Source organism: Shimia gijangensis, from assembly GCF_900142085.1.
In the GTDB taxonomy this organism is placed as follows: Bacteria; Pseudomonadota; Alphaproteobacteria; order Rhodobacterales; family Rhodobacteraceae; genus Shimia; species Shimia gijangensis.
This window is the reverse complement of record NZ_FQZQ01000008.1, coordinates 98,705-125,222: the sequence shown is the minus strand read 5'-3', so window position 1 is coordinate 125,222 and position 26,518 is coordinate 98,705. Positions and strand designations below refer to the sequence as shown.

At 55.8% G+C, this 26,518-nt stretch carries 24 protein-coding genes; 10 read left to right on the top strand and 14 right to left on the bottom strand.

Annotated elements, in window-relative coordinates; genetic code table 11:
* Positions 1 to 41: 41 nt before the first annotated feature.
* Genes BUC32_RS09090 through BUC32_RS09075 form a run of 4 tightly spaced genes read right to left on the bottom strand, consistent with a single transcriptional unit; the run spans position 42 to position 3,947 of the window.
* On the bottom strand, positions 42 to 797 hold the full coding sequence (locus BUC32_RS09090; RefSeq protein WP_073251796.1) for an SDR family NAD(P)-dependent oxidoreductase: 756 nt from the start codon (positions 795 to 797) through the stop codon (positions 42 to 44).
* Positions 794 to 1,732 (bottom strand): SDR family oxidoreductase, encoded by a 939-nt coding sequence (locus BUC32_RS09085; protein ID WP_073251793.1) that lies wholly within the window; start codon positions 1,730 to 1,732, stop codon positions 794 to 796. The genes BUC32_RS09090 and BUC32_RS09085 overlap by 4 nt, the downstream gene beginning before the upstream one ends.
* Positions 1,729 to 2,631: a bile acid:sodium symporter family protein gene (locus BUC32_RS09080; RefSeq protein WP_073251792.1), complete on the bottom strand. Its 903-nt coding sequence runs from the start codon at positions 2,629 to 2,631 to the stop codon at positions 1,729 to 1,731. Before BUC32_RS09080 ends, BUC32_RS09085 begins: the two co-directional genes overlap by 4 nt.
* Positions 2,628 to 3,947, bottom strand: coding sequence for a flavin-containing monooxygenase (locus BUC32_RS09075; protein ID WP_073251790.1), 1,320 nt, complete (start codon positions 3,945 to 3,947; stop codon positions 2,628 to 2,630). The genes BUC32_RS09080 and BUC32_RS09075 overlap by 4 nt, the downstream gene beginning before the upstream one ends.
* A gap of 63 nt (positions 3,948 to 4,010) precedes the next feature.
* Here BUC32_RS09075 and BUC32_RS09070 point away from each other — a divergent pair, with 63 nt between their 5' ends.
* Positions 4,011 to 4,685 (top strand): TetR/AcrR family transcriptional regulator, encoded by a 675-nt coding sequence (locus BUC32_RS09070; RefSeq protein ID WP_073251788.1) that lies wholly within the window; start codon positions 4,011 to 4,013, stop codon positions 4,683 to 4,685.
* 127 nt (positions 4,686 to 4,812) lie between these two features.
* Positions 4,813 to 6,372, top strand: a complete 1,560-nt coding sequence (locus tag BUC32_RS09065; RefSeq protein ID WP_073251850.1) for a sulfatase — start codon at positions 4,813 to 4,815, stop codon at positions 6,370 to 6,372.
* 14 nt (positions 6,373 to 6,386) lie between these two features.
* On the opposite strand, the gene BUC32_RS09060 is transcribed toward BUC32_RS09065, so the two are convergent.
* Positions 6,387 to 6,824 (bottom strand): hypothetical protein, encoded by a 438-nt coding sequence (locus BUC32_RS09060; RefSeq protein ID WP_073251786.1) that lies wholly within the window; start codon positions 6,822 to 6,824, stop codon positions 6,387 to 6,389.
* Between the two features lie 119 nt (positions 6,825 to 6,943).
* On the opposite strand from BUC32_RS09060, the gene BUC32_RS09055 reads away from it, so the two are divergent.
* Positions 6,944 to 7,957, top strand: a complete 1,014-nt coding sequence (locus BUC32_RS09055; protein WP_073251785.1) for a hypothetical protein — start codon at positions 6,944 to 6,946, stop codon at positions 7,955 to 7,957.
* Positions 7,958 to 8,126: 169 nt separating this feature from the next.
* On the opposite strand, the gene catB is transcribed toward BUC32_RS09055, so the two are convergent.
* Positions 8,127 to 8,765, bottom strand: coding sequence for a type B chloramphenicol O-acetyltransferase (gene catB / locus BUC32_RS09050; RefSeq protein ID WP_073251783.1), 639 nt, complete (start codon positions 8,763 to 8,765; stop codon positions 8,127 to 8,129).
* A 391-nt stretch (positions 8,766 to 9,156) separates the two neighbouring features.
* Here catB and BUC32_RS09045 point away from each other — a divergent pair, with 391 nt between their 5' ends.
* Positions 9,157 to 10,449, top strand: a complete 1,293-nt coding sequence (locus tag BUC32_RS09045) for an O-acetylhomoserine aminocarboxypropyltransferase/cysteine synthase family protein (RefSeq protein WP_073251781.1) — start codon at positions 9,157 to 9,159, stop codon at positions 10,447 to 10,449.
* Between the two features lie 81 nt (positions 10,450 to 10,530).
* Here BUC32_RS09045 and BUC32_RS09040 read toward each other — a convergent pair whose 3' ends face one another.
* Positions 10,531 to 11,214, bottom strand: a complete 684-nt coding sequence (locus BUC32_RS09040) for an SIMPL domain-containing protein (protein WP_073251779.1) — start codon at positions 11,212 to 11,214, stop codon at positions 10,531 to 10,533.
* Positions 11,215 to 11,379: 165 nt separating this feature from the next.
* Between BUC32_RS09040 and BUC32_RS09035 the strand changes: the two genes are divergently transcribed.
* The 3 genes from BUC32_RS09035 (at position 11,380) to BUC32_RS09025 (ending at position 15,971) form a co-directional block, all read left to right on the top strand.
* Positions 11,380 to 13,884 (top strand): hypothetical protein, encoded by a 2,505-nt coding sequence (locus BUC32_RS09035; RefSeq protein ID WP_073251777.1) that lies wholly within the window; start codon positions 11,380 to 11,382, stop codon positions 13,882 to 13,884.
* Positions 13,885 to 13,995: 111 nt separating this feature from the next.
* Positions 13,996 to 14,829, top strand: coding sequence for a 1-acyl-sn-glycerol-3-phosphate acyltransferase (locus BUC32_RS09030; RefSeq protein WP_073251775.1), 834 nt, complete (start codon positions 13,996 to 13,998; stop codon positions 14,827 to 14,829).
* 263 nt (positions 14,830 to 15,092) lie between these two features.
* Positions 15,093 to 15,971: a lysophospholipid acyltransferase family protein gene (locus tag BUC32_RS09025; protein WP_073251773.1), complete on the top strand. Its 879-nt coding sequence runs from the start codon at positions 15,093 to 15,095 to the stop codon at positions 15,969 to 15,971.
* Here the strand turns inward: BUC32_RS09025 and BUC32_RS09020 are convergent.
* Positions 15,956 to 16,312, bottom strand: a complete 357-nt coding sequence (locus BUC32_RS09020; RefSeq protein WP_073251771.1) for a VOC family protein — start codon at positions 16,310 to 16,312, stop codon at positions 15,956 to 15,958. The two genes, BUC32_RS09025 and BUC32_RS09020, sit on opposite strands and share 16 nt — an antisense overlap.
* Positions 16,313 to 16,443: 131 nt before the next feature.
* Positions 16,444 to 17,541, bottom strand: a complete 1,098-nt coding sequence (gene hppD, locus BUC32_RS09015; RefSeq protein ID WP_073251769.1) for a 4-hydroxyphenylpyruvate dioxygenase — start codon at positions 17,539 to 17,541, stop codon at positions 16,444 to 16,446.
* A gap of 153 nt (positions 17,542 to 17,694) precedes the next feature.
* Between hppD and BUC32_RS09010 the strand changes: the two genes are divergently transcribed.
* Together BUC32_RS09010 and BUC32_RS09005 are read left to right on the top strand one after the other, a co-directional pair.
* Positions 17,695 to 18,150 carry an Lrp/AsnC family transcriptional regulator gene (locus BUC32_RS09010; protein WP_073251848.1) on the top strand — a complete coding sequence of 152 codons (456 nt, stop codon included), beginning with the start codon at positions 17,695 to 17,697 and terminating at the stop codon, positions 18,148 to 18,150.
* Positions 18,151 to 18,166: 16 nt separating this feature from the next.
* Positions 18,167 to 20,035 carry a monovalent cation:proton antiporter-2 (CPA2) family protein gene (locus BUC32_RS09005; RefSeq protein ID WP_073251767.1) on the top strand — a complete coding sequence of 623 codons (1,869 nt, stop codon included), beginning with the start codon at positions 18,167 to 18,169 and terminating at the stop codon, positions 20,033 to 20,035.
* A gap of 52 nt (positions 20,036 to 20,087) precedes the next feature.
* Here the strand turns inward: BUC32_RS09005 and cobT are convergent, their stop codons facing one another.
* Positions 20,088 to 21,098, bottom strand: a complete 1,011-nt coding sequence (gene cobT / locus BUC32_RS09000; RefSeq protein ID WP_073251765.1) for a nicotinate-nucleotide--dimethylbenzimidazole phosphoribosyltransferase — start codon at positions 21,096 to 21,098, stop codon at positions 20,088 to 20,090.
* Positions 21,099 to 21,179: 81 nt separating this feature from the next.
* Between cobT and cobS the strand changes: the two genes are divergently transcribed.
* Positions 21,180 to 21,929, top strand: a complete 750-nt coding sequence (gene cobS / locus BUC32_RS08995; protein WP_073251846.1) for an adenosylcobinamide-GDP ribazoletransferase — start codon at positions 21,180 to 21,182, stop codon at positions 21,927 to 21,929.
* Positions 21,930 to 22,058: 129 nt separating this feature from the next.
* Here cobS and BUC32_RS08990 read toward each other — a convergent pair whose 3' ends face one another.
* The 4 genes from BUC32_RS08990 to BUC32_RS08975 all read right to left on the bottom strand — a co-directional run bounded on the left by BUC32_RS08990 (position 22,059) and on the right by BUC32_RS08975 (position 26,505).
* On the bottom strand, positions 22,059 to 22,577 hold the full coding sequence (locus BUC32_RS08990) for a CarD family transcriptional regulator (protein WP_073251764.1): 519 nt from the start codon (positions 22,575 to 22,577) through the stop codon (positions 22,059 to 22,061).
* Between the two features lie 277 nt (positions 22,578 to 22,854).
* Entirely contained in the window at positions 22,855 to 23,193 is a 339-nt protein-coding gene (gene fdxA / locus BUC32_RS08985; RefSeq protein WP_073251762.1) for a ferredoxin FdxA, read from the bottom strand.
* Positions 23,194 to 23,247: 54 nt separating this feature from the next.
* A complete protein-coding gene (locus tag BUC32_RS08980) occupies positions 23,248 to 23,622 on the bottom strand; it encodes an RNA-binding S4 domain-containing protein (RefSeq protein ID WP_073251760.1) in 375 nt (124 codons plus the stop codon).
* A gap of 66 nt (positions 23,623 to 23,688) precedes the next feature.
* Positions 23,689 to 26,505, bottom strand: coding sequence for a helicase-related protein (locus BUC32_RS08975; protein WP_073251758.1), 2,817 nt, complete (start codon positions 26,503 to 26,505; stop codon positions 23,689 to 23,691).
* Positions 26,506 to 26,518: the final 13 nt, after the last annotated feature.

The window sequence follows — 26,518 nt, the reverse complement described above, 5'->3', positions numbered from 1 at the left end:
CGCTCACCCCGCAATACTTGCCGCCATTTGGAAGTCGGGTGTCAGTGGCCCTTGATGTTCTTTTCCATAAGACGTTGGAACAAACGCGGGCTGACCCGGTGGATCAGATGGCTTAGACGCGCGATCCGACCAACTGGAATAAAGGGCGTTTCGCGCTGAACGCCTTGCAGGATAATGGTGGCGGCCTCGTCAGGTGACATGTGATCAATACCGTCTTTGGCTGCACCCGGCCGGCCGGTTCCGTCAGGCTGCCACGTCTCATCCGTGTTTGTGGCGACAAACGAAGGAGCGGCGATCAGGGTTTTGACGCCATATTCAGCCTCTTCCGAGCGCAGGGACGAAAAATACCCCTCAAGCGCGTGTTTTGAGGCGGCATAGGCTGCACGTTGATAAAGCGGCGAAAATCCGGCCACAGAAGACATCGCCAGATGGGTGCCTTTGGAGGCCCGCAGAGGGGCGATAAAGGCCCGCGCCATATTGGTTGCGGCAAAGAAGTTGACCTCAAAAACCTTGCGCAACGTGGCTTCCGTGAGCTCGGCGGTCGCGCCAATCTGGGTGATACCGGCATTGTAGATCACCAGGTCCACAGTGGGACGCTCGGACAGGATTTGTGTCAATGCCGCACTATGCTGGTCTGGATCAGTCAGATCACAGGCGATCGGCGTTTGCTGATCCGAGGCCTGCAGCCCCTCAATGCTAAGGTCTAAAAGCACCGTATGCCAGCCGTCCGCTTGCAAACCGGACGCAAGGGCACGTCCAAGCCCCCCATTTCCCCCGGAGATCACGGCGGTTTTCATAACCCTGCCCCGCGCCGCCAGACATCAAACACTTCGGCGCTGGTTTTTGATGGCGTATATCCAAATTCCTGTTTCAGTGCGTCATTGGCCAGCACCGGGCGATATTGCAGGAACCGGACCTGTTCGGGTCCATAGCGACTGAGACCCAAAGGCCTGGCAATGCCAAGGGCTGCCTTTAGCGCCCACGCTGGCAGGCGTAACACTGGTTTGCCCAGAAGTTTGGCGAGGTCACTCACGCCCAGCGCACCGTCGCCCGCAACATTAAATATCCCCGCCGGACCATCGGTGGCCGCGCGTTTCAGAATGCGCGCAAGGTCACGCGTCCAAATGAAGACAAACGGGCTTTCGCTTCCCCGCACAGCCAACATCCGTGGCCGGTGAAACAGGGCGGTGATCTGATTTTCAGTGCCCTGCCCCAAAACTGTGCCAACGCGCAGAATGACCTGTTCCAGTTGTGGTGCGGTCTGACGGGCTTCGGACAGCATGTCTTCGACCAGACGCTTGGGGTGGCTATAGGCAAACTCAGTGTTGCCTCGTAGGGGGTCGGCCTCTTTCAAAGGCACAGGATTATCTGCGTGATAGCCATAGGCGGCCCCCGAGGACGTCACCACAATCCGCCGGGTTCCAGCAGCCAAAGCAGCGCGCAGCACCTTTTGGGTGCCCCCCACATCAACATCATACTCCAACGAGCGGGTGGATCCTTTGGGCGGCGTGACGATTGAGGCGAGATGCACAATCACCTCGGGCCTCAACTCAGAGATCACCCGCATTGGATCATCCCCTGTGACATCCATGTGATGAAACTGAACGCCTTCAGCCAAGGACGCCGGGGTGTGCAGGCTGGTTGCAATGACCTCATGATCGCTGCCAGCAAGCTCTTGCAGCAATGCGCTGCCGATCATCCCCGCCGCCCCGGTGATCAGGATACGCGTCACCGTTCAGCCTTGGTTCGGTTCAGGATTGCAGCCAAAACAATTCCGGAAAGCGCGTGCCAGATCCCCCAGAACGCTGCAACGACAGCCATTCCACCCAGCCCGTGGAAAAACCCGAATATCAACACGAGACCAAGGCCCGAGTTCTGGATGCCGGTTTCAATGGTGATAGCACGGCGGTTGAACGGGGAAAGCCCCGCCAAAGTAGCGGTGGTATAGCCCGCGCTTAACGCCAGCGCATTATGGGCAATGACCAGTCCCGCAACCATAGCGGCGTAACTTTGGAACAGGCCCCAATTTGCCGCCAGAGCAATGATGATGAAGGCAAAGAAAATGCCCATAGACAACCATTGCAGGCGGGTGCGCCATCGCGCGGTGATATCCGGGCGCTTCACGTTCAATGTAATGCCAAGCAACAGAGGCAGAACCAGCATGAAGCCAACTGTGATGGCGACCGACACCGGATCAATATGCGTGCTGCGCAAAATCTCACGCGTGGGGCCGTACATGCTGCCCCAAAACCCGATGTTAAGAGGGGTCAGCAGGATCGCACCCACCGTAGCGATCGCAGTCATCGACACAGACAGCGCCGCATTTCCCCCGGCCCGGTGGGTGATGAAGTTGGAAATATTGCCACCGGGACACGCTGCCACTAGCATCAGTCCCATGGCAATTGAAGGTTGCGGCTGAACCAGCAACACAAAGCCAAATGTCATGGCTGGCAAAACCAGAAATTGCGAAAACAGGCCCGTCAGCAAGGGTTTGGGCGCTTTGGTCAGCCGGCGAAAGTCGTCCGGCTTCAGATCAATGGCGATGGAAAACATCACAACGGCCAGGATTGCATTCAGAATATGCAACGATCCAGGGCTGAAATTCAGGACAACATCATCAAGGCTGTTCATCTGCGCGCTCCTTTTTGCAGGCGCGAGATCCATTTGGTGACCGCGCCGCGATAGGTAACTTTGTCGACGTAATATGCCATCCGCGCAAGGTTAAGGTAGTTCATGCCACCAGTTGCACGTGCAAACCCCCGCGATTTTTCAGCCCTTAGTGCTGCTGCCTCAGGGTTGCCATCACGAAGCCCCGCGATATAGCGCGCCACCAATTCGGCTTGTTCATGGCGACCTTGCCAGCCCAGACCTGTGGCCTCAATCATCCCCAACACAAACACATCGTCTCGATCAGGATGCATGGCGTTCAGAAAGAGATGTGGGGCATCCCCCTGCCAGTTCAGCTCTCCTTGATCAATAAAGGGATAGTTCAGTTTGTATCCGGTTGCCGCGAGGATCATGTCGTAATCCGCCTGCGTGCCATCGACAAAATGCACAGTTTGACCGTCAAAGCGATCAACATCCGGCTGAATTTTCAGATCGCCATGGCCCGCGTGATACAGAACCAGCGAATTCACCACTGGATGGCTTTCGTAGAGTTTGTAATCTGGCTTGGGGAAACCATATTTCTCGGGCCTGCCCACAAACCACTTCAGCAAAAACCCATCGACTTTGCGTTTGAGCCACATCGGCATTTTGATCGCCCCGCCCATAGTGTCTGCGGGTTTGCCAAAAACGTATTTGGGCACAAAGTAATACCCCCGCCGCATCGACAGATCACAAGACACCCCGTGATGGATGGCATCCACGGCAATGTCGCAGCCTGAATTGCCCGCGCCGATCACCAACACACGCTTGCCATCAAATTGCGAGGGGTAACGATACTGACAGGCGTGGATCAGTTCCCCTGCAAAATCACCTTTGAAGCTGGGCATATTGGGCTCGGACAAGGTACCATTGGCGATCAGAACACCGGCATAGATGCCGTCATGTATGCCTTCCTTGTCTTTCCAACTGACACGCCAACCGTCGCCAGATGCACCAAGCGCATCCAGCTTGGTCACTTCGGCATTGAACTTATACTGATCTCGCAGGTCAAAGTGGTCAGCAAAGTCGCGGAAGTACCCGGTCAGATCCCGGTGAGACGGGTATTCCGCAACGTCATCGTCCATTGGGAAAGCAGCAAACTCGGTCATCGTCTTGGATGAAATCAGATGCGCAGTTTCATACATGGTCGACAGGGGCGCATCGATGTCCCACAACCCGCCCACGTCTGAGTGCAATTCGAACCCCTGAAAGGCGATGCCCTGCTCTTTCAGCACCTTCGCCGCAGCAAGCCCCATCGGACCCGCCCCGATCAAGGCGTACTTCGCGTTTCCTTCCGTCATGCACACTCCCCCGGCACCTCTAATTAGATTGTACATCCGTACAAAATAAGGCAAGATGTTTTTATGACGTCTGGTATTCTTCAAGAAAAACAACGCCAAAGGGCACCGTCGCAACGGTCACTGGCGACGCGTGCGCGTATTTGGGACGCCGCGGAACAGGTTTTTGCCAAAAGGGGATTCGATGGGGCCTCAATGCGCGACATCGCTAAACTGGCAGGCGTTCATGTGGGATTGGTCACACACCATGGGGGCAGCAAGGAAGACTTGTTTGCCCGCATCATCGCCCGCCGTGCCGATGAGTTATCACAGTCCCGCCTGAGGGCGCTGGACAAACGACGTGACCTTGGGCCGCTGAGCCTCACAGCGATTTTGGACTGTTTCTTTGCCCCCTACCTCAGCAAAGCCGAAACCGGAGGTGCCCAATGGCTGGCCTATGCCCGGCTGGTCGCTTTTGTGTCGGCAGATCAGCGTTGGAATGATCTTGCAACACAATGCTTTGATCCGACCGCGGGGCACTTCATCGACGCAATTTGCGCTCTTTACCCAAACACTCCGCGCCAGACCATTGCCGCGGGGTTCGTATATTCTGTTTCAGCCATGCTGGCGCTGATCACATCGCGCTGGCGGGTGCATTCTCTGGGTGACCCAAGGCCAGACGTCGCCAGCCATTTGGATGAATTGGTCAGTTTCTGTGCCGCTGGAATAGATGCCTGTGCACGCACGCCTTCTTCGCTTTGAGGCGTACGCACGGGCCGACACGCGAACTCCAAAAGGTTTTCTCTGGATTTGACGCGCTAAGACCTGAAAGGTGGTGACGAAGCCCTACGCTCGCGACTCGACGATCATCAAAGTGAGGAAACGCCCGATGAAAGCCATCGTTGTCATGTTCGACACGCTCAGTCGCCATTTCCTGCCGTGTTATGGCAATGACTGGGTCCATGCGCCAAACTTCAAACGTCTGGCTAACAGGTCGGTGACTTTTGACACGTCTTACGTGTGCTCCATGCCCTGCATGCCTGCGCGTCGTGACTTTCACACCGGTCGCCCGAATTTCCTGCACCGCAGCTGGGGACCGCTGGAACCTTTTGATGACAGCATGCCAAAGATGCTGAGCGATGCTGGCGTCCACACCCATCTGACAACCGATCACAACCACTATTTCGAAGACGGCGGGCTGAACTACCACACGTATTATACCACCTGGCAATACTGGCGCGGCCAAGAAGGCGACCCCTGGATCGGCGATTTGAATGAGCCTGACATTCCAAAAGGGGCTTTTGGGAAGAATGGAATTTATTCGGAACAAAAGGTATTTGAGGACTACCTTCGGGCGTTCCCCGAAGAAAGCGAGGCCTCAATGCAGAGGTTGCGCTATTTGACCCGGCAAGATTGGGTCAACCGGGGCTTTATGAATGTTGAAGAGAACCTGCCACAGGCCCGCACCTTTCAGGCGGGGCTAGATTTCATTAACAGGAACGCCACCCAAGACAACTGGATGCTGCATATCGAGACCTTTGATCCCCACGAACCCTTCTACACGCTGGATCGCTACAAAGAGCTCTATGCCGCGCATTATGATAGCTACAAGGGCCCCTTCTTTGATTGGCCTTTCTACGCAAAAACCTCGGATCACCCGGAGGCATCCAAACACCTGAGGGTCGAATATGCGGCCCTTGTCAGCATGTGTGACGAATACTTGGGTAAAGTCATGGATATGATGGATGACAAAGATCTGTGGGACGACACCATGCTGATCGTCTGGACAGACCATGGCTTTCTTTTGGGTGAACATGACTGGTGGGGCAAAATGTCGATGCCCATGTATCAGGAAATTGCCAACACCCCGTTCTTCATCTGGAACCCAAGAGTGGGCGTCCAAGAGCAAAGGCGGCACTCCTTGGTGCAACCTTCCATTGATATCGCTCCCACATTGTTAAATTTCTTTGGCCAAAGGCCCAGCAAAGACATGACCGGACACAACCTTTCGGGCGTCATTGCCGATGACACACCGGTACGGGACGCGGCAATTTTTGGCATGCATGGGGCCCATGTGAATGTCACAGACGGGCGTTACGTCTATATGCGGGCGCCGCAAAATCCCGAAAACAAACCGCTCTATCAGTACACGTTGATGCCAACGCACATGCGATCACCTTTCGCAGTCGAAGACTTTGCCGATTTGCAAATTGCCGAGCCCTTTTCGTTCCAGAAAGGGGCCAAAACAATGAAAATTGAAAATGTCACATGGGTGGCTCGGGACAAACAGTTTGAAACCATGCTCTGGGACACCAAAAATGATCCTGGACAGGACGTCCCCCTGAAGGCCCCCGCATTGGAAGGCCATCTTAAACGCCGCATGGTCGCGTTGATGCAGGACGTGGACGCCCCCGCCGAGCAATATGAGAGACTGGGTCTCAATACCTAGGAAAGCCCCATCGCTTACGGCGTCATCACGTTTTTGCGTTCAAAACGCTCACTTTGCGTTGCCAGATCATCATACAGCAGATCGACATCAATCGTTTCGATACTGTTCAGCGGATACTGCAGATAGATCGTCGCGCCATCCGGTATGGCATTGGGTGAATCCGGATTGCATTCGGCCATCGGGAAAGCCTGTTTTTCGCCGCCGTTGACCGCAAAGTTGATTTCGTACAGACCGCAGCGCCATGCCAGAAGATGGGTGAAATACAGCAAATCCTTTTCGCCAAACTCGCGCACCGCGATCCAGTTTCCTTTGGTCGCGCCAAGGATCGGGCGCACTTCGGTGGCGGTCAGAAACTTGCCCGTCGGGGTTTGATCTTCGGCCTCGCGCTGGCTTTCGGCCAAAACAGGGGCCGCCAAACTCACGGTAACCACCAATGCTGTTAATCGTGTCATCCCTGAAACTCCTTGTTTAAAAATCCAATTCCCAAGGTCAAAACCGACAATCCACCTTTTGTGAATAAGACTTGCCGCCTATACTTGAGGTCATAGTATGGTGCAGGGCAGAACAAAAAATGGCAAGAAAAGCGTCAAAAAAGCCAGAAACGTCAAGTTTCAACATTATGATTGTCGGGCAATCTGGCCGCCTTCAGTACGAAGCCATTGTGTTTGTCGCATCCCTGCGCGCCAATTCACCAGATTTCAACGGGCGGCTGTTTGTGGCCGAACCTCAACCCGGCACCAACTGGCGGAGCGACCCCAGCATCCAACAGGCTGATGTGCGCGAAACACTTGGAGCTCTCGGGGCAGAAATCATCCCCTTTGAGAGCGTTGAGTTTGGCAGCACCTATCCTTATGGCAATAAAATCGAGGCTTTAAAGGCCCTTCCCAAAGGCGAGCCTTTTGTGTTTTTTGACACCGACACGTTGATTTTGGGTGATCTGATGACTGTGCCGTTTGATTTTGATGTGCCCAGCGCCTCGCGCAAGGTTGAAGGCACCTGGCCCACAATCGAACTTTATGGCCCCGGATACACTAAGACCTGGAAATCGCTCTACGATATGTTCGATCTGGATTTTGAAAGCTCACTGGATACCAGCTGGCCGGATGAATACTGGCGACGTTACCTATATTTCAATGCAGGTTATTTCTATTACAAATGCCCGCATGAATTTGGTCAGCGTTTCCTTGAGTACGCTGTCGCGATCCGCGACACCCCTCCCCGCGAGCTGGTGTGCCAGAAACTGGACCCTTGGCTTGATCAGGTCACACTACCTCTTGTGATCCACTCATTTGGCGGAACACGCGATGCCTTGCCCTCCGGCCTTCTGGATGGCGACGTGACCTGCCATTACCGACTTCTGCCTTTGCTTTATGCCCGCGAAAGAGACCGCGTGGTCGAAGTGCTGGAAGACGTCACAGCCCCCAACAAAATCAAGAAGGTGCTCAAACAATACGACCCGATGAAGCGAATGATCTTTCAAAAACGCGGCCACAAAGTGCGTGATCTTTTCGATCGCAACAATCTGCCTCGCAAAGAACAGGCCATCCGCAACACAATCAAACGCAACGGGTTCTGGATGCGGTAAGGTTTTTTGTCGGTGGATTATTGCTTTGGATTGACTGCAATACGATATGCGGATTTCACCTATTACAGACATTATCGGAGATTAGCGAAGATTGAAGTAAATGGCAGAAAAGAGCCCTTAGCGGTCAATGATGTGCCCTCCGCGCGGAGCGGAGGTGAGTGCACTTCAATCAGCATGTCTTGATATTCGCGATCCAAAGTCCGTGTAGCTCTTCGATTTGACCGCTGGTTAACAGGGGCATTGCCGCCGTCAGTTGATCTTCGGGCCAATCCCACCATTTCATTTCGAGGAGGAGGCCGATTAACCTGTCATCGAAACGCTTGCGGATCGTCTTCGCGGGGTTGCCGCCGACAATCGTGTATGGCTCCACATCGCGCGATACCAGAGCACGGGTTCCGATTACTGCGCCATCTCCGATTCCGACCCCGGGCAAAATGATCGCCTCGCTGCCAATCCAGACATCATTTCCAATGACAGTATTGCCCGCCGGTTGATAACCGTTTGTAGCGTCTGCGAATGCGGGCTCCTCATCCATCCAATAGTGGAAGGGGAAGGTGCTGGTCCAATCGTTCCGATGTCCTTGATTGCCTGCCATAATGAAGGCCGCGCCTGAGCCGATGGAGCAGAAACTGCCAATATGAAGCTGGTCCGCGCCATCGTCGGGCGAGAGATAGCGGGCGCAGCCATCGAAGCTGTGGCCGTGGTAATAACCTGAGTAGTAGCTGTATCGATCAACGATAATGTTTGGATTCGTTACCTGTTTGTCGAGGGTTACACCCCGAAACGGGCTTTCAAAGTAATTGTCCATTTGACCGCATCCGCAAAGAGAAACAACTCGGAAGCCTACCGCCTCATGGTGGAGCCCGGGCATGAAGCTTAGGGCATCATCAGCTCGTTCGTCGTGCTGCCGTTCACGGATTTTAGATCCTCAAGCGGCACAGATGCAGACTGTTGAACTTATATCAGGGGTTCGGTCAAGCCCATAAGTCAACGCCCGCTTCGTTCCGCACAGCAGACGTTGGCCGAGTTTGATACGCCTTCCGACACGTTTCGCTGTCATCCGCCCAAAAATGCGCAGGCCATTTTCCCTCAAAACTTCGCCAAACCGGAACCCTGTTCTTTCAAGGCCAAACGCGTTGCACACCGTGCCACCTGCCCCTAAACATTTGTCCAAACATATTTCTCTGGGAGGAAACATCATGACTGACGGCCCGACACACGGCTTTGATACATTGCAAATTCACGCGGGCGCACGCCCGGACCCGGCCACTGGTGCGCGCCAGACGCCGATTTACCAGACCACGGCGTATGTGTTCCGTGACGCGGACCACGCGGCTGCGTTGTTTAACCTGCAGGAAGTCGGTTACATCTATTCACGCCTGACCAACCCGACCGTCGCCGTTCTGCAAGAACGCATTGCGACGCTTGAAGGTGGTGTCGGCGCTGTCTGCTGTTCGTCCGGCCACGCGGCCCAAATCATGGCGCTATTCCCCCTGATGGGCCCCGGCACCAATGTTGTTGCCTCGACCCGTCTTTATGGCGGCACCATCACGCAATTTAGCCAGACCATCAAACGCTTTGGCTGGTCGGCCAAGTTCGTGGACTTTGATGACGAAGCCGCTGTGGCAGAGGCCATCGACGACAACACCCGTGCGGTGTTCTGTGAATCCATCGCCAACCCAGGTGGCTACATCACCGACATCCCGGCAATTGCTGCAATTTCCGACAAGGCTGGCGTACCACTGATCGTCGACAACACATCGGCCACGCCGTACCTGTGCAACCCGATTGCTTTGGGGGCCACGCTGGTTGTGCACTCGACCACCAAATACCTGACCGGCAACGGCACGGTGACTGGTGGGTGCATCGTGGACTCGGGCAAATTCGACTGGACCGCGTCTGACAAATTCCCGTCCCTTTCCCAGCCCGAACCTGCCTACCACGGATTGAAATTCGCCGAGACCTTTGGTCCGCTGGCCTTCACCTTCCATGGCATCGCGATTGGTCTGCGTGATCTGGGCATGACCATGAACCCACAAGCTGCCCACTACACACTGATGGGCATTGAAACCCTGTCCTTGCGGATGCAACGCCATGTAGAGAACGCCGAGAAAGTTGCCGGTTGGCTCGAGGGGCATGACCTTGTGGACTATGTAACTTACGCCGGTCTGGCCTCGTCGCCCTATAACGGACGTGTTGCGACCGTGTGCCCAAAAGGGGCTGGTGGCCTGTTCACCGTGGCTCTGAAAGGCGGTTACGACGCTTGCGTCAAGTTTGTTGATAGCCTTGAGGTGTTCAGCCACGTGGCCAACCTCGGCGACACCCGCAGTCTGGTGATCCACTCGGCCTCAACCACGCACCGTCAACTGAGCCCCGAACAACAGGAAGCGGCAGGCGCAGGTCCCAATGTGGTACGAATTTCCATTGGCATCGAAGATGCGGCTGATTTGACGGCGGATCTGGATCAGGCGCTGGTCAAAGCGCACGCCTGATTGGGTCTGAATGAAACTGGAAAAGCCGCGCTTCTGGCGCGGCTTTTTTTGTTTTGAGTATTTCTGGCAAGATGAATTGGACTACTCGGCGATTTCAAAAACCAGTGTGACGGTCGCAGACAGGCTGAGTTCTCCTTCGGCGACAGGCATTGCCATATCTGAAGCCAAGGCTTCACGCATCATCATAGGACGTGGTGCAGACACGCCCGCTTCTGACAGGCTGATGACAGACCCAAGCGAGACCCCTGCCGCCTCGGCATAAAGAGTTGCGCGAGCCTTGGCATCTGCCACCGCCGTGCGGCGTGCTTCATCCTGCGCAGGCTTTGCGTCTTGCAGGCCGAACGTCAATCCTTGAAACAGATTGGCACCATCCGTCGTAACCCTCCCCAGAATATCTCCAAGGATCTCCAGGTCCCGCACCCGGACGCTGACCCGGTTTGAAGCAGAATATCCAGTAACCTTCGGCGGATGTACGGACGAGCTGCTATGTTGCCACACTGGCTGCAAGGACAAATCCGACGTGCGCATGTCACGGGCATCGATGCCCATCTCGCGCAGCGTTGTCAGGACGGCTCCCGAAGTCTGTGCAACATTTGACACGGCTTCTCGGGCATTGTCGGCCTGATGTGTCACCCCCAGAGTGATTGTCGCCATGTCCGGCACACGATCGACCCGACCATACCCAGTCACAGTGATCTCGCCTGCCATGGCCCCTACTGGGCTGGCCAGCGCCACAACCAGCATCCAAAGCCTCGCAATTCGCATTTTTAATCTCCTTTGTGGAACGCCTGTTGACGCCTGTTTAGCAGTCCTCCGTGACAGATGCGCGCCCGGCTGTGTCTTTTTCTTCCTTTCGGCAATAACCTGCTGTAAAATCGCCGAATTGAGGAGAGACTCCGTTTCTCAGAGAACGAGTGTTAGAGCCACCGTATGAAGCCAGATTTTGCACTGTCCCTGTCGTTTGAGGGCATCAGCCTTCTCTGCCGTGCGCAGGATGGTTGGCGTGTGCTGGGTGAAGTCGACCTTGGCGCTGAGGATTTGGCGACTGATCTTGAAGCCATGCGGGCGTTGGCAGAAGACCTGAAAGGGCCAGATTTCTGCACGAAACTGATTCTGCCAAATGATCAGATCAAATATCTTACGGTAGACACCGGCCGTGGATCTCAGACCAAACGGATGACCGCCGTCCATCTGGCTCTGGAAGCTGAAACGCCTTATTCATCCCATGAACTGGCCATCGACATAATTGCAGACGGGCGGCACACCCATGTCGCGGCTGTGGCACGCGATACTCTGGCCGAGGCCGAGGCATTTGCCGTTGAACACCGCTTTAATCCGGTGTGTTTCGTGGCGATCCCCTCTGAAGGCACTTATCCGCAAGAGCCGCAGTTTGGCGAGACCACTGTGGCTGTGGCCCTGTTGGGCGGGCAAAAGCACGAGGCCGACACTGACCCGATCAGAATAACAGGTCATGGAGTTGAACCGGCCCCTGATCCAGCCACCGTCGAGCCCATTGCAGAGACTGCGCCCGCGCCCGAAGTTACGCCAACGCTCAGCAACACAGGCGACACTTTGCCTGATCCTTCAGTCACGCCAGGCGATCAGGTTGCCGATGGTCCAACGATCAAATTCATGCCTGTGGCAAGGGATGAACCTTCCGCAGAAGACGTGCCGGCTCTGGCGGCAAACAAAGATGAGAATTCAGATCCATCGCCGTCTGCCTTTTCCAGTATCCGGGCCCATCGCAAAGATGCGCCATCGCCTGGCGCGCCAGAGCTTGGCGCGGCCTTACCCGGCGACGTGACCGGAACAAATGCGCCGGGGTTGCCATCGGCGCATGAAGCCAGTGCGCATTCCGAAGCGCCATTGCGGTTTGACCCCACAAAAATCATCGAAGGTTTGAAATCTTCCACCGGGGCCGAAGACGAAACCGGTTCAGACTCCAAAAGTGGATCGTTCCTCAGCCGTCGCGCCGATCGCAAGGCCGCCTCGAAAGGGGCTTCTCCTGCGGTCGTGTCTTCGCCTGTTCCCATTCTGGTTGCAGAGGATGTAACAGCCGAGGAAACACCCCCGTCGCAATCCCGAAACCAGCCAGCGTCCGAACGGCGCAACATGGCCATTTTTGGCGCCCGTGACGGCGAAATCGGTGGCAAGCCGCGCCATCTGGGTCTGATCCTGACAATTGTACTATTGCTGTTCCTGGCAGGTGTTGCGCTTTGGGCGTCATTGTTCGTAGACGACGGCATCGCTGGTTTGCTGCGCCGCAATCCTGTTCCGCAGATCGCCGAACTGGAGGTTGAGAGCACGCCAACCGAAACCGTGGCCCCGGCTGCTGACCCGATGGAAACCAATGCGCTTTCGCCTGTTGGGATAGACAGCCTGACCGATAGTGCGGAAATCGAAGCCCTTACAAATGATGCCGTTGCAGATGCGCTGCTGAGCGAAGATCCCTTGGACCTTACTGACAGCGCGGCTGTTGAGGCCATGACAGATGCGGGGCACCCCACAACCCTGAGCGAGAATGAAGCCGAAGCGCGCTATGCAGTGACTGGTATTTGGGAACGCGCGCCGCAACAGCCAGACACCCCGGCAGCAGGTAGCACAGAAACCCTGTATGTCACTTCAATTGACCGGCTTCTCGCGGTCCGAGATGCCGTTGCTTTGCCGCAGGAAATTCAGAACACGCGCGATTGGGCGATGGCGCGACAGACGACTCCACCGCCCCAGGGAACCACCTTTGATCTGGATGAAAACGGACTGGTGCGTGCCACCGTCAAGGGCGCAATGTCGCCGGAAGGTGTGATGGTGTATTTGGGCAAGCCTTCGGTATTGCCCGGGGCTTTCCCGGAACGCAAACCCGCGCCCGGAGAAACCGTTACTCCGCAAATGGTTATCAAACTGGGCAAACTTCGCCCAAAGCTACGCCCGGGTGACCTGATCGAAAAAAATGAGCGCGCCTCCTACGGGGGGCGTACCCTAAATGAACTGGCGCTCAAACGGCCGCGTTTACGTCCGGCTCTTGCCAAGGCCACGGACGAACAGGACACCACCCCTACCGAGGCCGCCGTGGTCGCGTCATTACGCCCGCGCCAGCGTCCGGCCAACATTGCACAGATCGCAGCGCGTGCGACACCTGCTGATCCGGTTGTGGCAACCCCGGTTGCGGCCATTGTCAGTCCGAAAATCCCTTCCAGCGCATCGGTGGCGCGGCAGGCAACTATTCAAAATGCAATCAACCTGAAAAAGATCAACTTGATTGGCGTCTACGGCACTGCGTCAAGCCGCCGTGCCTTGGTGCGTATGTCAAATGGTCGGTACAAGAAAGTACAGGTTGGGGATCGTATTGACGGAGGCAAGGTCGCGGCCATTAGCGACACCGAGCTGCGCTATGTGAAATCCGGCAAAAATGTCGTATTGAAGCTGCCCAAAGGCTAATTTCGGGTATCAATAGCATCGCAGTTGCCTTGCATCAGGCACACTTGGGTCCAGACGTTCAGGAGCATCGTTATCAGTAAGTATCGTAACAGACCCCTGGACGGCGCTCTTTTGGATCGGCTGCGCCTGCCCGAAGACGCCCGATTTCGGCTAAATCTGCTACGCGGCGTGATTCACACGGCAGACAGCATAAGCCGCGTGATAGCCCGAAAGCCATTTTTTGGTCTGCGCGAAGCCGAGGCTCTGCGCACCGACATGGATTTTGCGATGGGCGCCGAGCTTGTGCACGGTATTCTGGATCTCAAAGGTGGCACAAAAATCACCGCTTATGGCGCAGAGCACGTCCCCAAAACCGGGCCTGCCCTTATTGCGTCCACCCACCCCACGGGTGCGTTTGACTATTTTGCCCATACCGGCGCGCTGTTGAACCGACGCCCGGATCTGAAGGTTGTTGCCAATGAAGACATGGCGCAATTTCTGGGGCATGAAACCATTATCCCGGTGCGGATCACGAAACAGACGCATCTGTCCTCCAAGAATTACACCACCAGCCGGATGCATCAGCATCTTGAGGACGGTGGGGCATTGTTGATCTTTGGCTCCGGGCGCGTGCCGGATCGCAAGGATGGCAAACTTGTAGAACGCAACTGGCGTTCGGGCGCGACCCGCGTGTCACAGGACTGTAATGTTGAGATCATTCCTGCCGCCGTGAATGCGCAAAACTCGTCTTACTATTATGGCCTGCGCAATCTGGCCATGCGTCTCAGCGGGAACCCGGATACCGCCCTGATGGTGGCTTCACTGCGGTATGTGGCCGAAATGCTGGATCAACTTGGCGGCTCTTACGATGTGCATTACACAGCGCCGCTGCCCGCCGGTACCGCACCTGAACACATTCAAAAGGCCGCCGAAGGTCTGATCCCCGATCTCTATGAGGCGCGTTGACCCTTAAGGGACGTCACCCTTCGACTCTTCCCTGCTCGCAGGCCTTCAGCAAAATTGAAAGCAGCCTGTCCCAGTCGATCAAACCTCATTGATCGTCCCAGTTCACCTTGAAAAGCGCGACACTTGATACACATGTAGCGGCACGCATTGTGTTCCACCTTTGTAAAAAAAGATACCGCAAGGTATGGAATTCAGCACCAGAACAACTCTGCCCATTATGCTAAGCACGGCATGAGAGTTCTAAACCAACAAAAGAGGCCAAGGTGACCAGCACTAGACAAGGCCATCCGTTAGACGGAGCGCTGCGCTCCCGCCTGCATCTGCCTGAAACGTCCCTTTTCCGGCTGGGGCTGGTACGTGCGGCACTGCATACGACAGATGCGGTCAGCCAACTGTTTTTGGGACAGACCTTTTTCTCGTTACGTGCTGCCGAGGCCCTGCTGGATGAGATTGGGGATAAAACCGGACTTGCCCTTGTTGAGGATCTTTTGAGCCGTCGAGGCGGCACAAAAATCATTCCCCACGGCCTTGGCTACGTCCCTGCCCAAGGGGCTGTTATCATCGCCTCAACCCACCCAACTGGCCTGTTCGAGTTTCTGGCGCATATCACCGCCCTTCAACGGCAACGATCGGACATCAAAGTCGTCGCCAATCTGGAGGCGCAGGATTTTCTGGGGAAAGACAACATTGTTCCGGTTCGGATCAGCAAGAAAAATCAGGCTTTGTCGGCCCGCAGCACCCACGAGGCGATGCAAAACCATCTCAAATCGGGTGGTGCGTTGCTGATATTCGGATCCGGTCGGGTTCCCTACCGTACCCAAGACAAATTGGTTGAGCCGGCCTGGCGCAACGGAACCTCAAAGATATCAAAGCGTTGCGACGCACCGATTGTTCCTGCCGCGCTAGATGCCAAAAATTCGCAGTATTATTATACCTTACGCAAATTTTCCCGATATTTCAGTATGCGAAATGACAACATTGGGGCACAGATTGGCTCGCTCCGTTATGCTGCCGAATTGCTGGAAAAACTGGGGGGGACTTACGATGTTCATTATGCTCCGCCCAAAGCTCCTGGCACGGATTCTGCCACACTAAAATCTACCGCCGAGGGATTGGTGCCCGGCCTTTATTTATCTGAATGAGCCAATATATTCAGCAACTTACCTGTCGGGTCCGTGACATAAAACCGTCGTACGCCCCATGGCTCGTCTGTCAGGTCATAGTTGACCTCAAGGCCCATTTGTTGGGCCCGCAGATAGGCCGCATCAACATCGTCAACTTCGATAGACAAGTCAGGAACGTCAGTGCCTGAGCCCCCGTGCTGGGCAATACTGATTTGAGCTGGTGCGTTTTCTTCGGATGTCAGGGTTGCGATCCACCCAAAATCCATCGCAACTTTTAGGTCAAACAGGTCGCAATAAAACTTTTGCACCTCTTCCGTCGACAGACAGGCGATGTTTGAAACGATGCGCTTCACCACCATGACGAGGTCCCTCCTCAAATCAACTCGAACAACGCTAAGGCAATACACAAAAAAGGATAACACCGCCCGGCCAAAGAAAAAACCGCCCGGACTTGCAACCGGGCGGCTCTTCTTCCCTGTGTTGGACCGGGTTATTCGGCGGCTTCGATTTCGCCGCTCTCGATTTGTTCGCGTTCAATGGATTCAAACAGGGCTTTGAAGTTACCCTCACCAAAGCCGTCGTCGCCCTTGCGCTGGATGAATTCGAAAAAGATCGGGCCGATCACTGTTTTTGAGAAAATCTGCAACAAGATGCGGGTCTCTCCGCCGTCTACAACACCTTCTCCGTCGATCAGAATACCGTGTTTCATCATCCGGTCTTTTGGCTCGCCATGATCTACAACGCGGGTATAGCTCAGATCGTAGTAGGCCTCATTTGGGCCGGGCATGAACTTCAGGCCCTTGTCCGCAATCTTGTCGGTTGACGCATAGATATCATCCGTGCCCACAGCGATGTGCTGAATGCCTTCGCCATTGTACTTTCTCAGATAGCTGACGATCTGGCCGGTCTCACCACGATCTTCGTTGATCGGAATACGGATTTTGTTGCAAGGCGAGGTCAGCGCGCGGCTGAACAACCCGGTGAACTTGCCTTCGATGTCAAAGAACCTGATTTCGCGGAAATTGAACAAATCACAATAGAACTTGAACCACTTGTCCATATTGCCTTTGAAGACATTGTGCGTCAGGTGATCAAGGTAATAGAACCCGTCGCCTTCTGGCTTTGATGTATCCGTCCAGTCGAACTCTTCATTGTAGGGCGACGTGTCATAATACTGGTCAGTAAAATAGAGCAAGCTGCCACCGATGCCTTTAATTGCAGGCCAGTCCAGCGTTTTATCGCCGTCATCATAAGCTTCGGCACCTTGGGCAATCGCATGCTCATACGCCTTTTGCGCATCCACAACACGCCAGCCCATCGACGGCGCGCAAGGTCCGTGCTCTTCGACAAAGCGCAGGGCAAAGCTGTCCGGGTCGTTGTTCAGGATATAGGTCACATCCCCCTGCTGCCACAGTTCAACGGCGCGGGTTTTATGGTTGGCCACATGGGCAAATCCCATACGTACAAAAAGATCACGCAGTTCTTGCGGCTCTGGGTGGGCAAATTCTACGAATTCAAAGCCATCGGTTCCGGCAGGGTTATAGTCAGAAATTTCGGCTCGGGGGGCATCATGCGGGAAAGGACCCATTTCGCGTCTCCATTGCTGGTGAATGTGTTAAGTGTTCGCTTGTCCTCAATATAGATCGGCATCGGCACAGTTATTGCGCAAAGATGGGTGCATTCAGCACAAAAAATGCGTACCTTACGCACATCTGTTACAAAAAACGCGGAAACTGCGCACATGCTGGATGACATGGACAAACGGCTTTTGGCCGCGCTGCAAAAAAACGCCCACCTGACGGCGCAGGAGTTGGGAGAGATTCTCAACTTGTCACCCAGTCAGGCTGGTCGTCGCCGGCAGCGGCTTGAGACCGACGGCTACATTCAGGGCTATTCCGCCCGATTGGACCCCAACAAAGTAGGTCTGGGGGTTCAGGCCTTTGTGCAGGTCACATTGGGCGTGCATGGCCCCGAACATGGTCGCGGCTTTGTGTCGATGGTCAACACCCGCCCTGAAGTCACCAGCGCCTGGACGCTGACAGGGGATGCGGATTATTTGCTTCGCGTCTATTGTGAAGACTTAGGCGCGCTCAACACCTTGATTCACGAACTTTTGCTGCCACATCCTGCCGTGAGCCGGGTGCAAAGCCAGATCGTTATGGACCAGTTCAAACGCGACGCACCGCTGCCGACCTGAAGGAAGAGGAAGTTTCATGGAAGGTGTTCTGTATCAGGCCACGATCTTTTTGCTGGCAGCTGTGATCGCCGTCCCCATCGCTTCGCGGTTGGGTATGGGATCTGTGCTTGGCTATTTGCTGGCAGGCGTGGCGATTGGCCCGGTTTTGGGATTGATCGAACAGCCCGAAGATCTTTTGCACTATGCCGAGTTTGGCGTGGTGATGATGCTGTTCCTGATCGGCCTCGAACTGGACCCGCGTGCCTTGTGGGCGATGCGAGACAAGCTGCTGGGCTTGGGTGGCATGCAGATCAGCATTACCGGGGCGACGGTCATGACGGCCTCAATATTCCTCGGGTATCCTTTGAAAATGTCGATCGCTCTGGGAATGATTTTTGCGCTCTCATCCACGGCGATTGTGCTGCAAACCCTTTCAGAGAAAAAACTGATGCAGACCGGAGGCGGGCGTTCGTCCTTTTCGGTTCTGCTGGCGCAGGATATCGCTGTTATCCCGATGCTTGCGATCCTGCCCTTGCTGGCGATGGCCCCGGAAATGCAGCTCTCGCAGGACGGATCAATCCAACGTCCGTCCCACGAGACCAGCCACAGCACCATGTCGCTGGTCGATGGCCTGCCAGGTTGGGGCGTGACGCTGGTCACGCTTGGCGCTGTGGGCCTTGTGGTTCTGGCAGGCATGTACCTTGTGCGGCCCATCTTTCGGTTCATCCACGGCGCGCGCCTGCGCGAGATGTACACGGCCTTTGCTTTGCTGATCGTGGTCGGCATTGCTTTGTTGATGATGCTTGTGGGGCTGTCCCCTGCTCTGGGAACTTTCCTAGCGGGTGTCCTATTGGCCAACAGCGAATTTCGCCATGAACTGGAAAGCGACATTCAGCCCTTCAAAGGCCTGCTGTTAGGTCTGTTTTTCATCACGGTGGGCGCGCAGATCGACTTTGTCGGATTCTTTGCCGACCCTTGGCCGATCCTGTCGATCACACTGGCAATCATGTTTGCCAAAGGCCTGATCCTTTACTTATTGGGCCGCGTCTTTGGCCTTCGCGGCCGCGATCAGATTTTGTTCACGCTGGCCATGGCGCAGGCGGGTGAATTTGGCTTTGTGTTAATCTCATTCTCGCTGCAACAACATGTGTTACCACCGGCACTGGCTGAAAACCTGATGCTGATCGTGGCCTTGTCGATGCTGATCACACCCTTGCTGTTTATTGTGCATGATCTGTTGCTACGCCGTTTCATTGAAGACGACGATCCAACCCACGAGCATGATGAGATCGACGAAGAAGGTCCGGTGATCATTGTGGGCATTGGCCGTTTTGGCCAAATCGTGAACCGGCTGGTGCGTTCTGCAGGGTTCAACACAGTGGTTCTGGACCATGACATTCGCGCCATCGAACTGATGCGCAAATTCGGGGTCAAAGGATTTTTCGGTGATCCCACCCGCCCCGAACTGTTGCATGCTGCTGGACTGAGCAAGGCCCGCGTTCTGGTGATCACCATCAACGACATTGACGCCTCACTAAATCTGGTGCGTCACGCCCGCCGCGAACGTCCTGACTTGCACATCGTTGTGCGCGCGCATGATCGTCAACACGTCTTTCAGCTGTATCAGGCCGGGGCAGACGACATTGTGCGTGAATTGTTTGACTCGTCTTTGCGGGCCGGACGCTATGTTCTCGAAAATATTGGAATGAACGAATATGAGGCTGCCAAGGCCGAAGAGGCCTTTTATCAGCATGATCGATATTCCGTTCGCGAGCTGGCCACCCTCTGGCGCCCTGACATGCGGCTTGAAAACAATCCGGAATACGTCGCCCGCGCCAAAGAACTACAGGCCGAACTGGAAGTTGCTTTGCTGGCGGCCCTGGATTCTGGCGAAGACAGCAAATAAAAAAGGGCGCCTGTCGTTCAGGCGCCCTTTCAAACCAATCAGATCGCGCAGATCAGCCGTCCGAAACGCCGGCTTCGGCAAAGGTCGCCATGCCGGAATGACAGGCCACCGCCGATTTCAGAATATTGATCGCCAAAGCCCCCCCCGACGCTTCGCCCAGACGCATTCCAAGGCTCAGGATCGGCTCTTTGCCCAACTTACCCAATAACGCGTGATGCGCGGCTTCGGCGCTCACATGCCCGGAGATCACGTGATCCAACGCGCCGTCTTGTGTAGACGCCAGCGTCGCGGCCGCAGCGGTACAGATAAATCCGTCCATAATCACCGGAATACGCAACGAACGGGCCCTGACAATCGCGCCAACCATCGCCGCCAATTCGCGGCCACCCAGTTTTTGCAACGCGTCGAGACCGTCACCACCGCCATGCAGTGCCACGCCTTCGCGCACCACACGCGCTTTGATCGCGAGACCCGCATCATCCACACCCGTTCCGCGACCAACCCAATCTTCTGCATCGCCACCAAACAACGCGTTGGCAATTGCCGCCGCCGACGTGGTGTTGCCAATGCCCATTTCGCCAACGACCAGCAAATCCGCATCTGGACTGACGGCATCCCAACCAGTTTTCAGCGCCTCAAGAAAACCCGCATCATCCATGGCCGGTTCTTGCGTGAAATCTGCTGTTGGTGTGTCCAGAGATAAAGCATAGACATCCATCGTTGCCCCCGCAGCTTTGGACAACTGATTGATCGCCGCCCCTCCGTGCTGAAAGTTCAAGACCATCTGCTCGGTCACTTCTGCCGGAAAAGCAGAAACACCCTGTGCTGTAACCCCATGATTGCCAGCAAAGACAATCACCTGTGGCGCATCGATTGACGGGCGACCGTTGCCGCGCCAGCCTGCATACCAGATCGCCATATCTTCCAGCCGGCCCAAAGCGCCCGGAGGCTTGGTGAGTTGACCATTGCGGTCCTCGGCCTCGCCTTTTGCTTTGGCATCCGTGGACGGTGCATCTGCCAAAAGCGCACGAAACTCGGCCAGAGTGGAAAAATCAGCAGACATGGGGTCGCTCCTGTTGAATCTTTTTGTCAGGAGTTGTTTACCTGAATGCCTCAGACCCACAAGACAGGAAAAGGCGTCGCAATGCCTAAGGACGACACAGCCATGCTACGGGTTGGTGACATTGCCACTGCACTGGCCCTGCTGACACGCCTCCCCATCCGCGCAAATTTTACCCGTGGTGCTGCCGCGGCCTGGGCCTATCCGCTAGCCGGAGTCGCAACTGCAGTATTGGCGGCATTACCGACCGGTGCGGCATTGGCCTTTGGCGTGCCTCCGCTTTTGGCCGCCTTAATCTGGATTGCCACCCATGTGATCGTCACCGGTGCCATGCACGAAGACGGCCTTGCCGACAGTGCAGACGGTCTTTGGGGCGGCTGGGACCGGTCCCGGCGTCTGGAGATCATGAAAGACAGCCATATCGGCAGCTATGGGGTGATTGCCCTGTGCCTGTCCCTGGCGGCGCGCTGGGTGGCCGTGGGCATGATCCTGCAAAGCCCTCAGTGGTTCTGGGCGCTGGTGGCGGTCGATATGCTGTCACGTGCGGCAATGCCTGTTCTTATGGCCGCCCTGCCCCATGCTCGCGACACCGGCTTGTCGCACGCCCAGGGACGGCCCTCCAAGCAGACCGCAGGCGCTGCAGTCTTTCTCGCCATCGTGGCCAGCGTCCTGTTAACAGGCAGCCATGCGATGTCTTTGATTGTGGTCGCATTGGCGGTTTCGCTCGCCACCGCAAGCATAGCCAAGTCCAAAATTGGTGGGCAAACCGGGGATATTCTTGGGGCGACCCAGCAATTGGTGGAAATTGCCCTGCTGATCACCCTGACACTCTAAACGGACTGTCTTCCAAATGGGGTCAAATGTCCCTACCGGAGACTCCGGTGCTGTCTTGCCGGGCGATCTTCCATGAAAAAAGGCTGCGCTCACATCGAGCGCAGCCTTTTCTCTAATTTTTCAAAAATCTTAGGCAGCAGCCGGAGCTCTGGACAACAGAACTTCGCCAATGCGGTTCGACGCCGCCACTTCATCGCCGCCAGCCACAGCCGAAACTTCGCGCGTCAGACGCTCAAGGGCGGCTTCATACAGCTGACGCTCAGAATAGCTCTGCTCGCGCTGATCGTCAGTGCGGTGCAAATCGCGCACCACTTCCGCGATGGCGATCAAATCGCCCGAGTTGATCTTTTGCTCGTATTCCTGAGCGCGGCGCGACCACATGGCGCGCTTCACTTTGGCCTTACCCTTCAGCGTGGTCATCGCCTGATTCACAACATCCGGCGAGCTGAGTGAGCGCATGCCGATTTCGGTTGCCTTATTGGTAGGCACCCGCAACGTCATCTTGTCTTTTTCAAACGAGATCACGAACAGCTCAAGCTCCATGCCGGCCACTTCCTGCTCTTCAATCGACACGATCTGCCCCACGCCATGTGCAGGATAAACCACGTATTCGTTCGGGCGAAATTCGTTTCTCTTCGACTTGCTCATGTTACCCTTTCCAAGGTGCGCCCAGACGAACCAGACAAATACACACACGCGGGAAACGATGTTCCCCGTTTGTGGGAGGCTCTCTGGTACAAAAAGCCATCCGATGCGTCACGACGCGGATGGCTTACAGGCATTATTTCATTTCTAAAAACAATATAGCACAAAAAACACCCGAATCAAAGCAGCGGGCCGCAAATCGCCCCGTTTCCCGTTGAATTTCAGCGTTTTAAGCGGGTTTTTGCGAGTTTGACCCCGAAAACACCCGCCGAATCACATCTCAGCCACCTTCACCAGGTGCTTCCGAGAAGTATTTCTCCATTTTGCCGGACTCGCCATCGCGATCATCAGCTTCGGGCAGAGGGTCTTTTTTGGTGATAATCACCGGCCACATTTCCGAATACTTGCGGTTGAACTCAACCCATTTTTCCATGTCAGGCTCAGTGTCCGGGCGGATCGCATCCGCAGGGCATTCTGGCTCACACACACCGCAATCGATGCATTCGTCCGGGTGGATCACGAGAAAATTCTCACCCTCGTAAAAACAGTCCACGGGGCACACTTCGACACAGTCGGTGTATTTACAGGCCACGCAGTTTTCGGTGACGATATAGGTCATTGATGAATCTTCTCTACACGTTCTTTGGGGCCCTAGCTAATTCAGCAAGGCCGGTCATTCAAGTTCTTGTCCGCGTTTTAGATCGAGTTTGCGTCGATCGCGCTTGGTCGGGCGACCATTTCCTTCGTATCTAGGCGCACACGGAACATTGTCTTTGACTTCGCTCAAATCTGAGTACAGCACCTGTGCCTCGGACGCAGGTCCACGCCGTTCTGCAAACCCCTCAACGCGCACAACCCGGATGGCCTTGGCCTGCGGAAAGGTCAAAACGTCCCCGACCGACACCCCATAGCTGGCTTTGGCAACTTTGGCTTTGTTGACCCGCACATGCCCACCCGTGACCACCTTGGCCGCCAGCGTACGCGTTTTAAAAAAACGCGCGTGGTACAACCACTTGTCCAGACGTTCTTTGGGGGTGGGATCAGTCACGTTGAAATATCACTCGCGAACAAAAACAGCGCGGCCCGCATTAAAATGCAGGCCGCGCAGCTTCAATCAGCCTTTGTCTTTCAAACCCATCAATGCGGCCGCAAAGGGGTTGTCTGGATCAATCGCTTTTTCTTTTTTCGGAGGGCGTGCCTGAAACTGATTGGCACCCTGGTTCTGGCGTGGGCCGCCTTTGCCTTTGGGTTTGCCTTTGCCGCGCGGTTTTTCACCCTGCCCCTGACGGCCACCGCCTTGCGATTGGCCACGGTCCCGGCGGGGGCCACGGTTGCCACGGTTTCCGGCCCAGGTGAACGTGTAAAACACTTCCACTTCCGGAGCCGCGTCTTCAGCGGGTTCGCCTGCCGTATCAGCAGGTTCAGCAACTGTTTCGGTTTCTGTGGCTGGTGCTTCTTCGCGTGCGGGCGCAGTCTCCTCGGCCGGGGCGTCGGCTTCGGCGGCAGGCGCTTCGGCGGCGGGTGCTTCGGTAGCGGGCGTTTCCGCCACTTGCTTTACCTTCTCACGTTCGCCTTTGTCGGCCTTATAGCCCAGCCCTTGCATCAGATCGGCAAACTGCTCGAGTGTCATACCAGTGATCGACAGCATATCGGCCTTGGCTTCAAAACCTTCACGGCTGTTTTCGGTGCGCAGCATATCTGCCAGACGTTCCAGCATATCAATGCGGATCGCACGTTCACCGGCAGCGCGATACCCCGACATATAGTGAAAGCCTTGCGGCACGCCTTTGCCCGCTGGCACGGTCACCAGACCGGGGGGCGGTGACTCGGGGAATTCGTCCAGACCATTGGCCAGCGCCCACAACAACAAACGCAACCGGGTCGGTGCAGGTTTGAGCAGCAAAGGCATGAAGATGGTAAATTGACCAAACCGGATACCATGTTTACGCAAAGCACCACGAGCGTCCTGATCCAGATCTTTAACCTCGGTGGCCACTTCGCCGCGTGGGATAATACCCAGCGCTTCGACCATGCGGAACGCAAACCCACGCGCCAAGCCTGTCAGCTCTTCATCGCGGCTGAGGTTCAGCAAAGGTTCGAACAGCGCGGCAATCTTGCGGTCGACAAAATGTTGCAGTCGGCGCTGCACTTTCTGGGCCACTTCGTCACCGGCTTCGTCGTCGACAAACACCTCAACGCCGGGCTTCATCGCCTCCGCGCCAGCCACCAGCTTACCTACGGCGTATTCACCCCACATCAGACCACCCTGATCGGTATAGTCGATCTCGGTGTCCGGCGCGTTATAGAAACGATCCGCGCGCAGATGGAACTGCGGCGCAAGTGCTTGCAGGCTGGCCTGCTTTAGCGTCTTGGCTTCTTGTCCGGTTGCTTCTTTGTCCGCAATAAAACGGAACCCTTCGAGGCGACCAACGAATTCTCCTTCGACGGTCACTTCACCCTTGTCATTCACTTCGGCCAAAAGGGCCTCCTTCTGCTTGAGTCGGCGCAATAGCACTGATGTGCGCCGATCCACAAATCTTTGGGTCAAACGTTCGTGCAGAGCGTCTGATAATCGGTCTTCTACAGCGCGAGTCTCGCCGCGCCAATGGTTTTCGTCACGGACCCAGCCTTTGCGCTGCGCGACATATGTCCACGTGCGAATATAAGCCAACCGTTTCGACAATGTGTCAATGTCGCCATCTGTCCGATCCAGCCTTTTCACCTGCCGCGCCATCCAATCGTCTGGAACTTGTCCACTTTGGTGCAAATCGCTGAAAATACTCTCAATCATGCCAGCGTGTTCTGCGTGGCTAATGCCGCGGAAATCAGGGATTCGGCACACATCCCATAGCAAACGCACGGATTTTGCGTCGCTGGCACGCGCCGTCACCTCGGTTGATTGCTGCATGGTCTTCAAGGACATCAAATCGTCTGCCTCACGGGCCTTCAGCAACCATTCGTCATCAGGCGCCTCTTCCAATGAGCGGATAAGCGCCTGAACAGAGCCGAATTCCAGACGCGGGCTGCGCCAGTTCAGTTTGCGAATGGGGGTGAACCGGTGATCCATGATCGCCTCGGCCACCTCATTGGACAGCACAGGCGCCTCACCAGTCACCCCAAAAGTGCCATGGCTCATACCCCGGCCTGCCCGCCCGGCAATCTGAGCCAGCTCATTTGGTGCCAGTGCCCGCATGCGGCGACCGTCAAATTTGCTCAGGGAAGAAAATGCCACGTGGTCAATATCAAGGTTCAACCCCATACCAATCGCGTCCGTAGCGACGAGGTAATCCACATCCCCGTTTTGATACAGCTCCACCTGCGCATTACGGGTCCGCGGACTAAGCGCGCCCATCACCACCGCCGCCCCGCCCTTTTGGCGGCGCAACAGTTCGGCGATGGCATAGACGTTATCGACCGAAAACCCAACGATGGCCGAGCGCGGTTGCATCCGGCTGATCTTGCGCGACCCGGAATAGCTCAGCGTCGACATGCGCGCGCGTTGAACAAAATCAGCTTCGGGCACCAATTCGCGAATGGCGCCACGCATGGTGTCACTGCCAAGAAATAGTGTTTCCTGTGTGCCGCGGGCCCGCAACAGACGGTCCGTGAACACATGGCCTCGTTCCGGATCGGCACATAGCTGAACTTCATCGATGGCCAGAAAATCTGTGCCCATGCCCTCGGGCATCGACTCGACCGTGCAAACCCAATACTGCGCGCGTGGCGGTACAATGCGTTCTTCGCCCGTCACCAGCGCCACAACAGACGGCCCGCGCACAGCCACAATCCGGTCATAGACTTCGCGCGCCAATAGCCGCAACGGCAGGCCAATCACGCCGGTCCGATAGCCCAGCATGCGTTCAATCGCATAGTGCGTTTTACCGGTGTTCGTCGGTCCGAGAACCGCCGTAATCCGCCTGTCTAAAGACATGTCCGCGCCTTTT

Coding starts and splice junctions, on each gene's coding strand:
- BUC32_RS09090 (WP_073251796.1), bottom strand. CDS start 797: ATGAAAACCGCCGTGATCTCCGGGGGAAATGGGGGGCTTGGACGTGCC.
- BUC32_RS09080 (WP_073251792.1), bottom strand. CDS start 2,631: ATGAACAGCCTTGATGATGTTGTCCTGAATTTCAGCCCTGGATCGTTG.
- BUC32_RS09075 (WP_073251790.1), bottom strand. CDS start 3,947: ATGACGGAAGGAAACGCGAAGTACGCCTTGATCGGGGCGGGTCCGATG.
- BUC32_RS09070 (WP_073251788.1), top strand. CDS start 4,011: ATGACGTCTGGTATTCTTCAAGAAAAACAACGCCAAAGGGCACCGTCG.
- BUC32_RS09065 (WP_073251850.1), top strand. CDS start 4,813: ATGAAAGCCATCGTTGTCATGTTCGACACGCTCAGTCGCCATTTCCTG.
- BUC32_RS09060 (WP_073251786.1), bottom strand. CDS start 6,824: ATGACACGATTAACAGCATTGGTGGTTACCGTGAGTTTGGCGGCCCCT.
- BUC32_RS09055 (WP_073251785.1), top strand. CDS start 6,944: ATGGCAAGAAAAGCGTCAAAAAAGCCAGAAACGTCAAGTTTCAACATT.
- catB (WP_073251783.1), bottom strand. CDS start 8,765: ATGGACAATTACTTTGAAAGCCCGTTTCGGGGTGTAACCCTCGACAAA.
- BUC32_RS09045 (WP_073251781.1), top strand. CDS start 9,157: ATGACTGACGGCCCGACACACGGCTTTGATACATTGCAAATTCACGCG.
- BUC32_RS09040 (WP_073251779.1), bottom strand. CDS start 11,214: ATGCGAATTGCGAGGCTTTGGATGCTGGTTGTGGCGCTGGCCAGCCCA.
- BUC32_RS09035 (WP_073251777.1), top strand. CDS start 11,380: ATGAAGCCAGATTTTGCACTGTCCCTGTCGTTTGAGGGCATCAGCCTT.
- BUC32_RS09020 (WP_073251771.1), bottom strand. CDS start 16,312: ATGGTGGTGAAGCGCATCGTTTCAAACATCGCCTGTCTGTCGACGGAA.
- hppD (WP_073251769.1), bottom strand. CDS start 17,541: ATGGGTCCTTTCCCGCATGATGCCCCCCGAGCCGAAATTTCTGACTAT.
- BUC32_RS09010 (WP_073251848.1), top strand. CDS start 17,695: ATGCTGGATGACATGGACAAACGGCTTTTGGCCGCGCTGCAAAAAAAC.
- BUC32_RS09005 (WP_073251767.1), top strand. CDS start 18,167: ATGGAAGGTGTTCTGTATCAGGCCACGATCTTTTTGCTGGCAGCTGTG.
- cobT (WP_073251765.1), bottom strand. CDS start 21,098: ATGTCTGCTGATTTTTCCACTCTGGCCGAGTTTCGTGCGCTTTTGGCA.
- cobS (WP_073251846.1), top strand. CDS start 21,180: ATGCCTAAGGACGACACAGCCATGCTACGGGTTGGTGACATTGCCACT.
- BUC32_RS08990 (WP_073251764.1), bottom strand. CDS start 22,577: ATGAGCAAGTCGAAGAGAAACGAATTTCGCCCGAACGAATACGTGGTT.
- fdxA (WP_073251762.1), bottom strand. CDS start 23,193: ATGACCTATATCGTCACCGAAAACTGCGTGGCCTGTAAATACACCGAC.
- BUC32_RS08975 (WP_073251758.1), bottom strand. CDS start 26,505: ATGTCTTTAGACAGGCGGATTACGGCGGTTCTCGGACCGACGAACACC.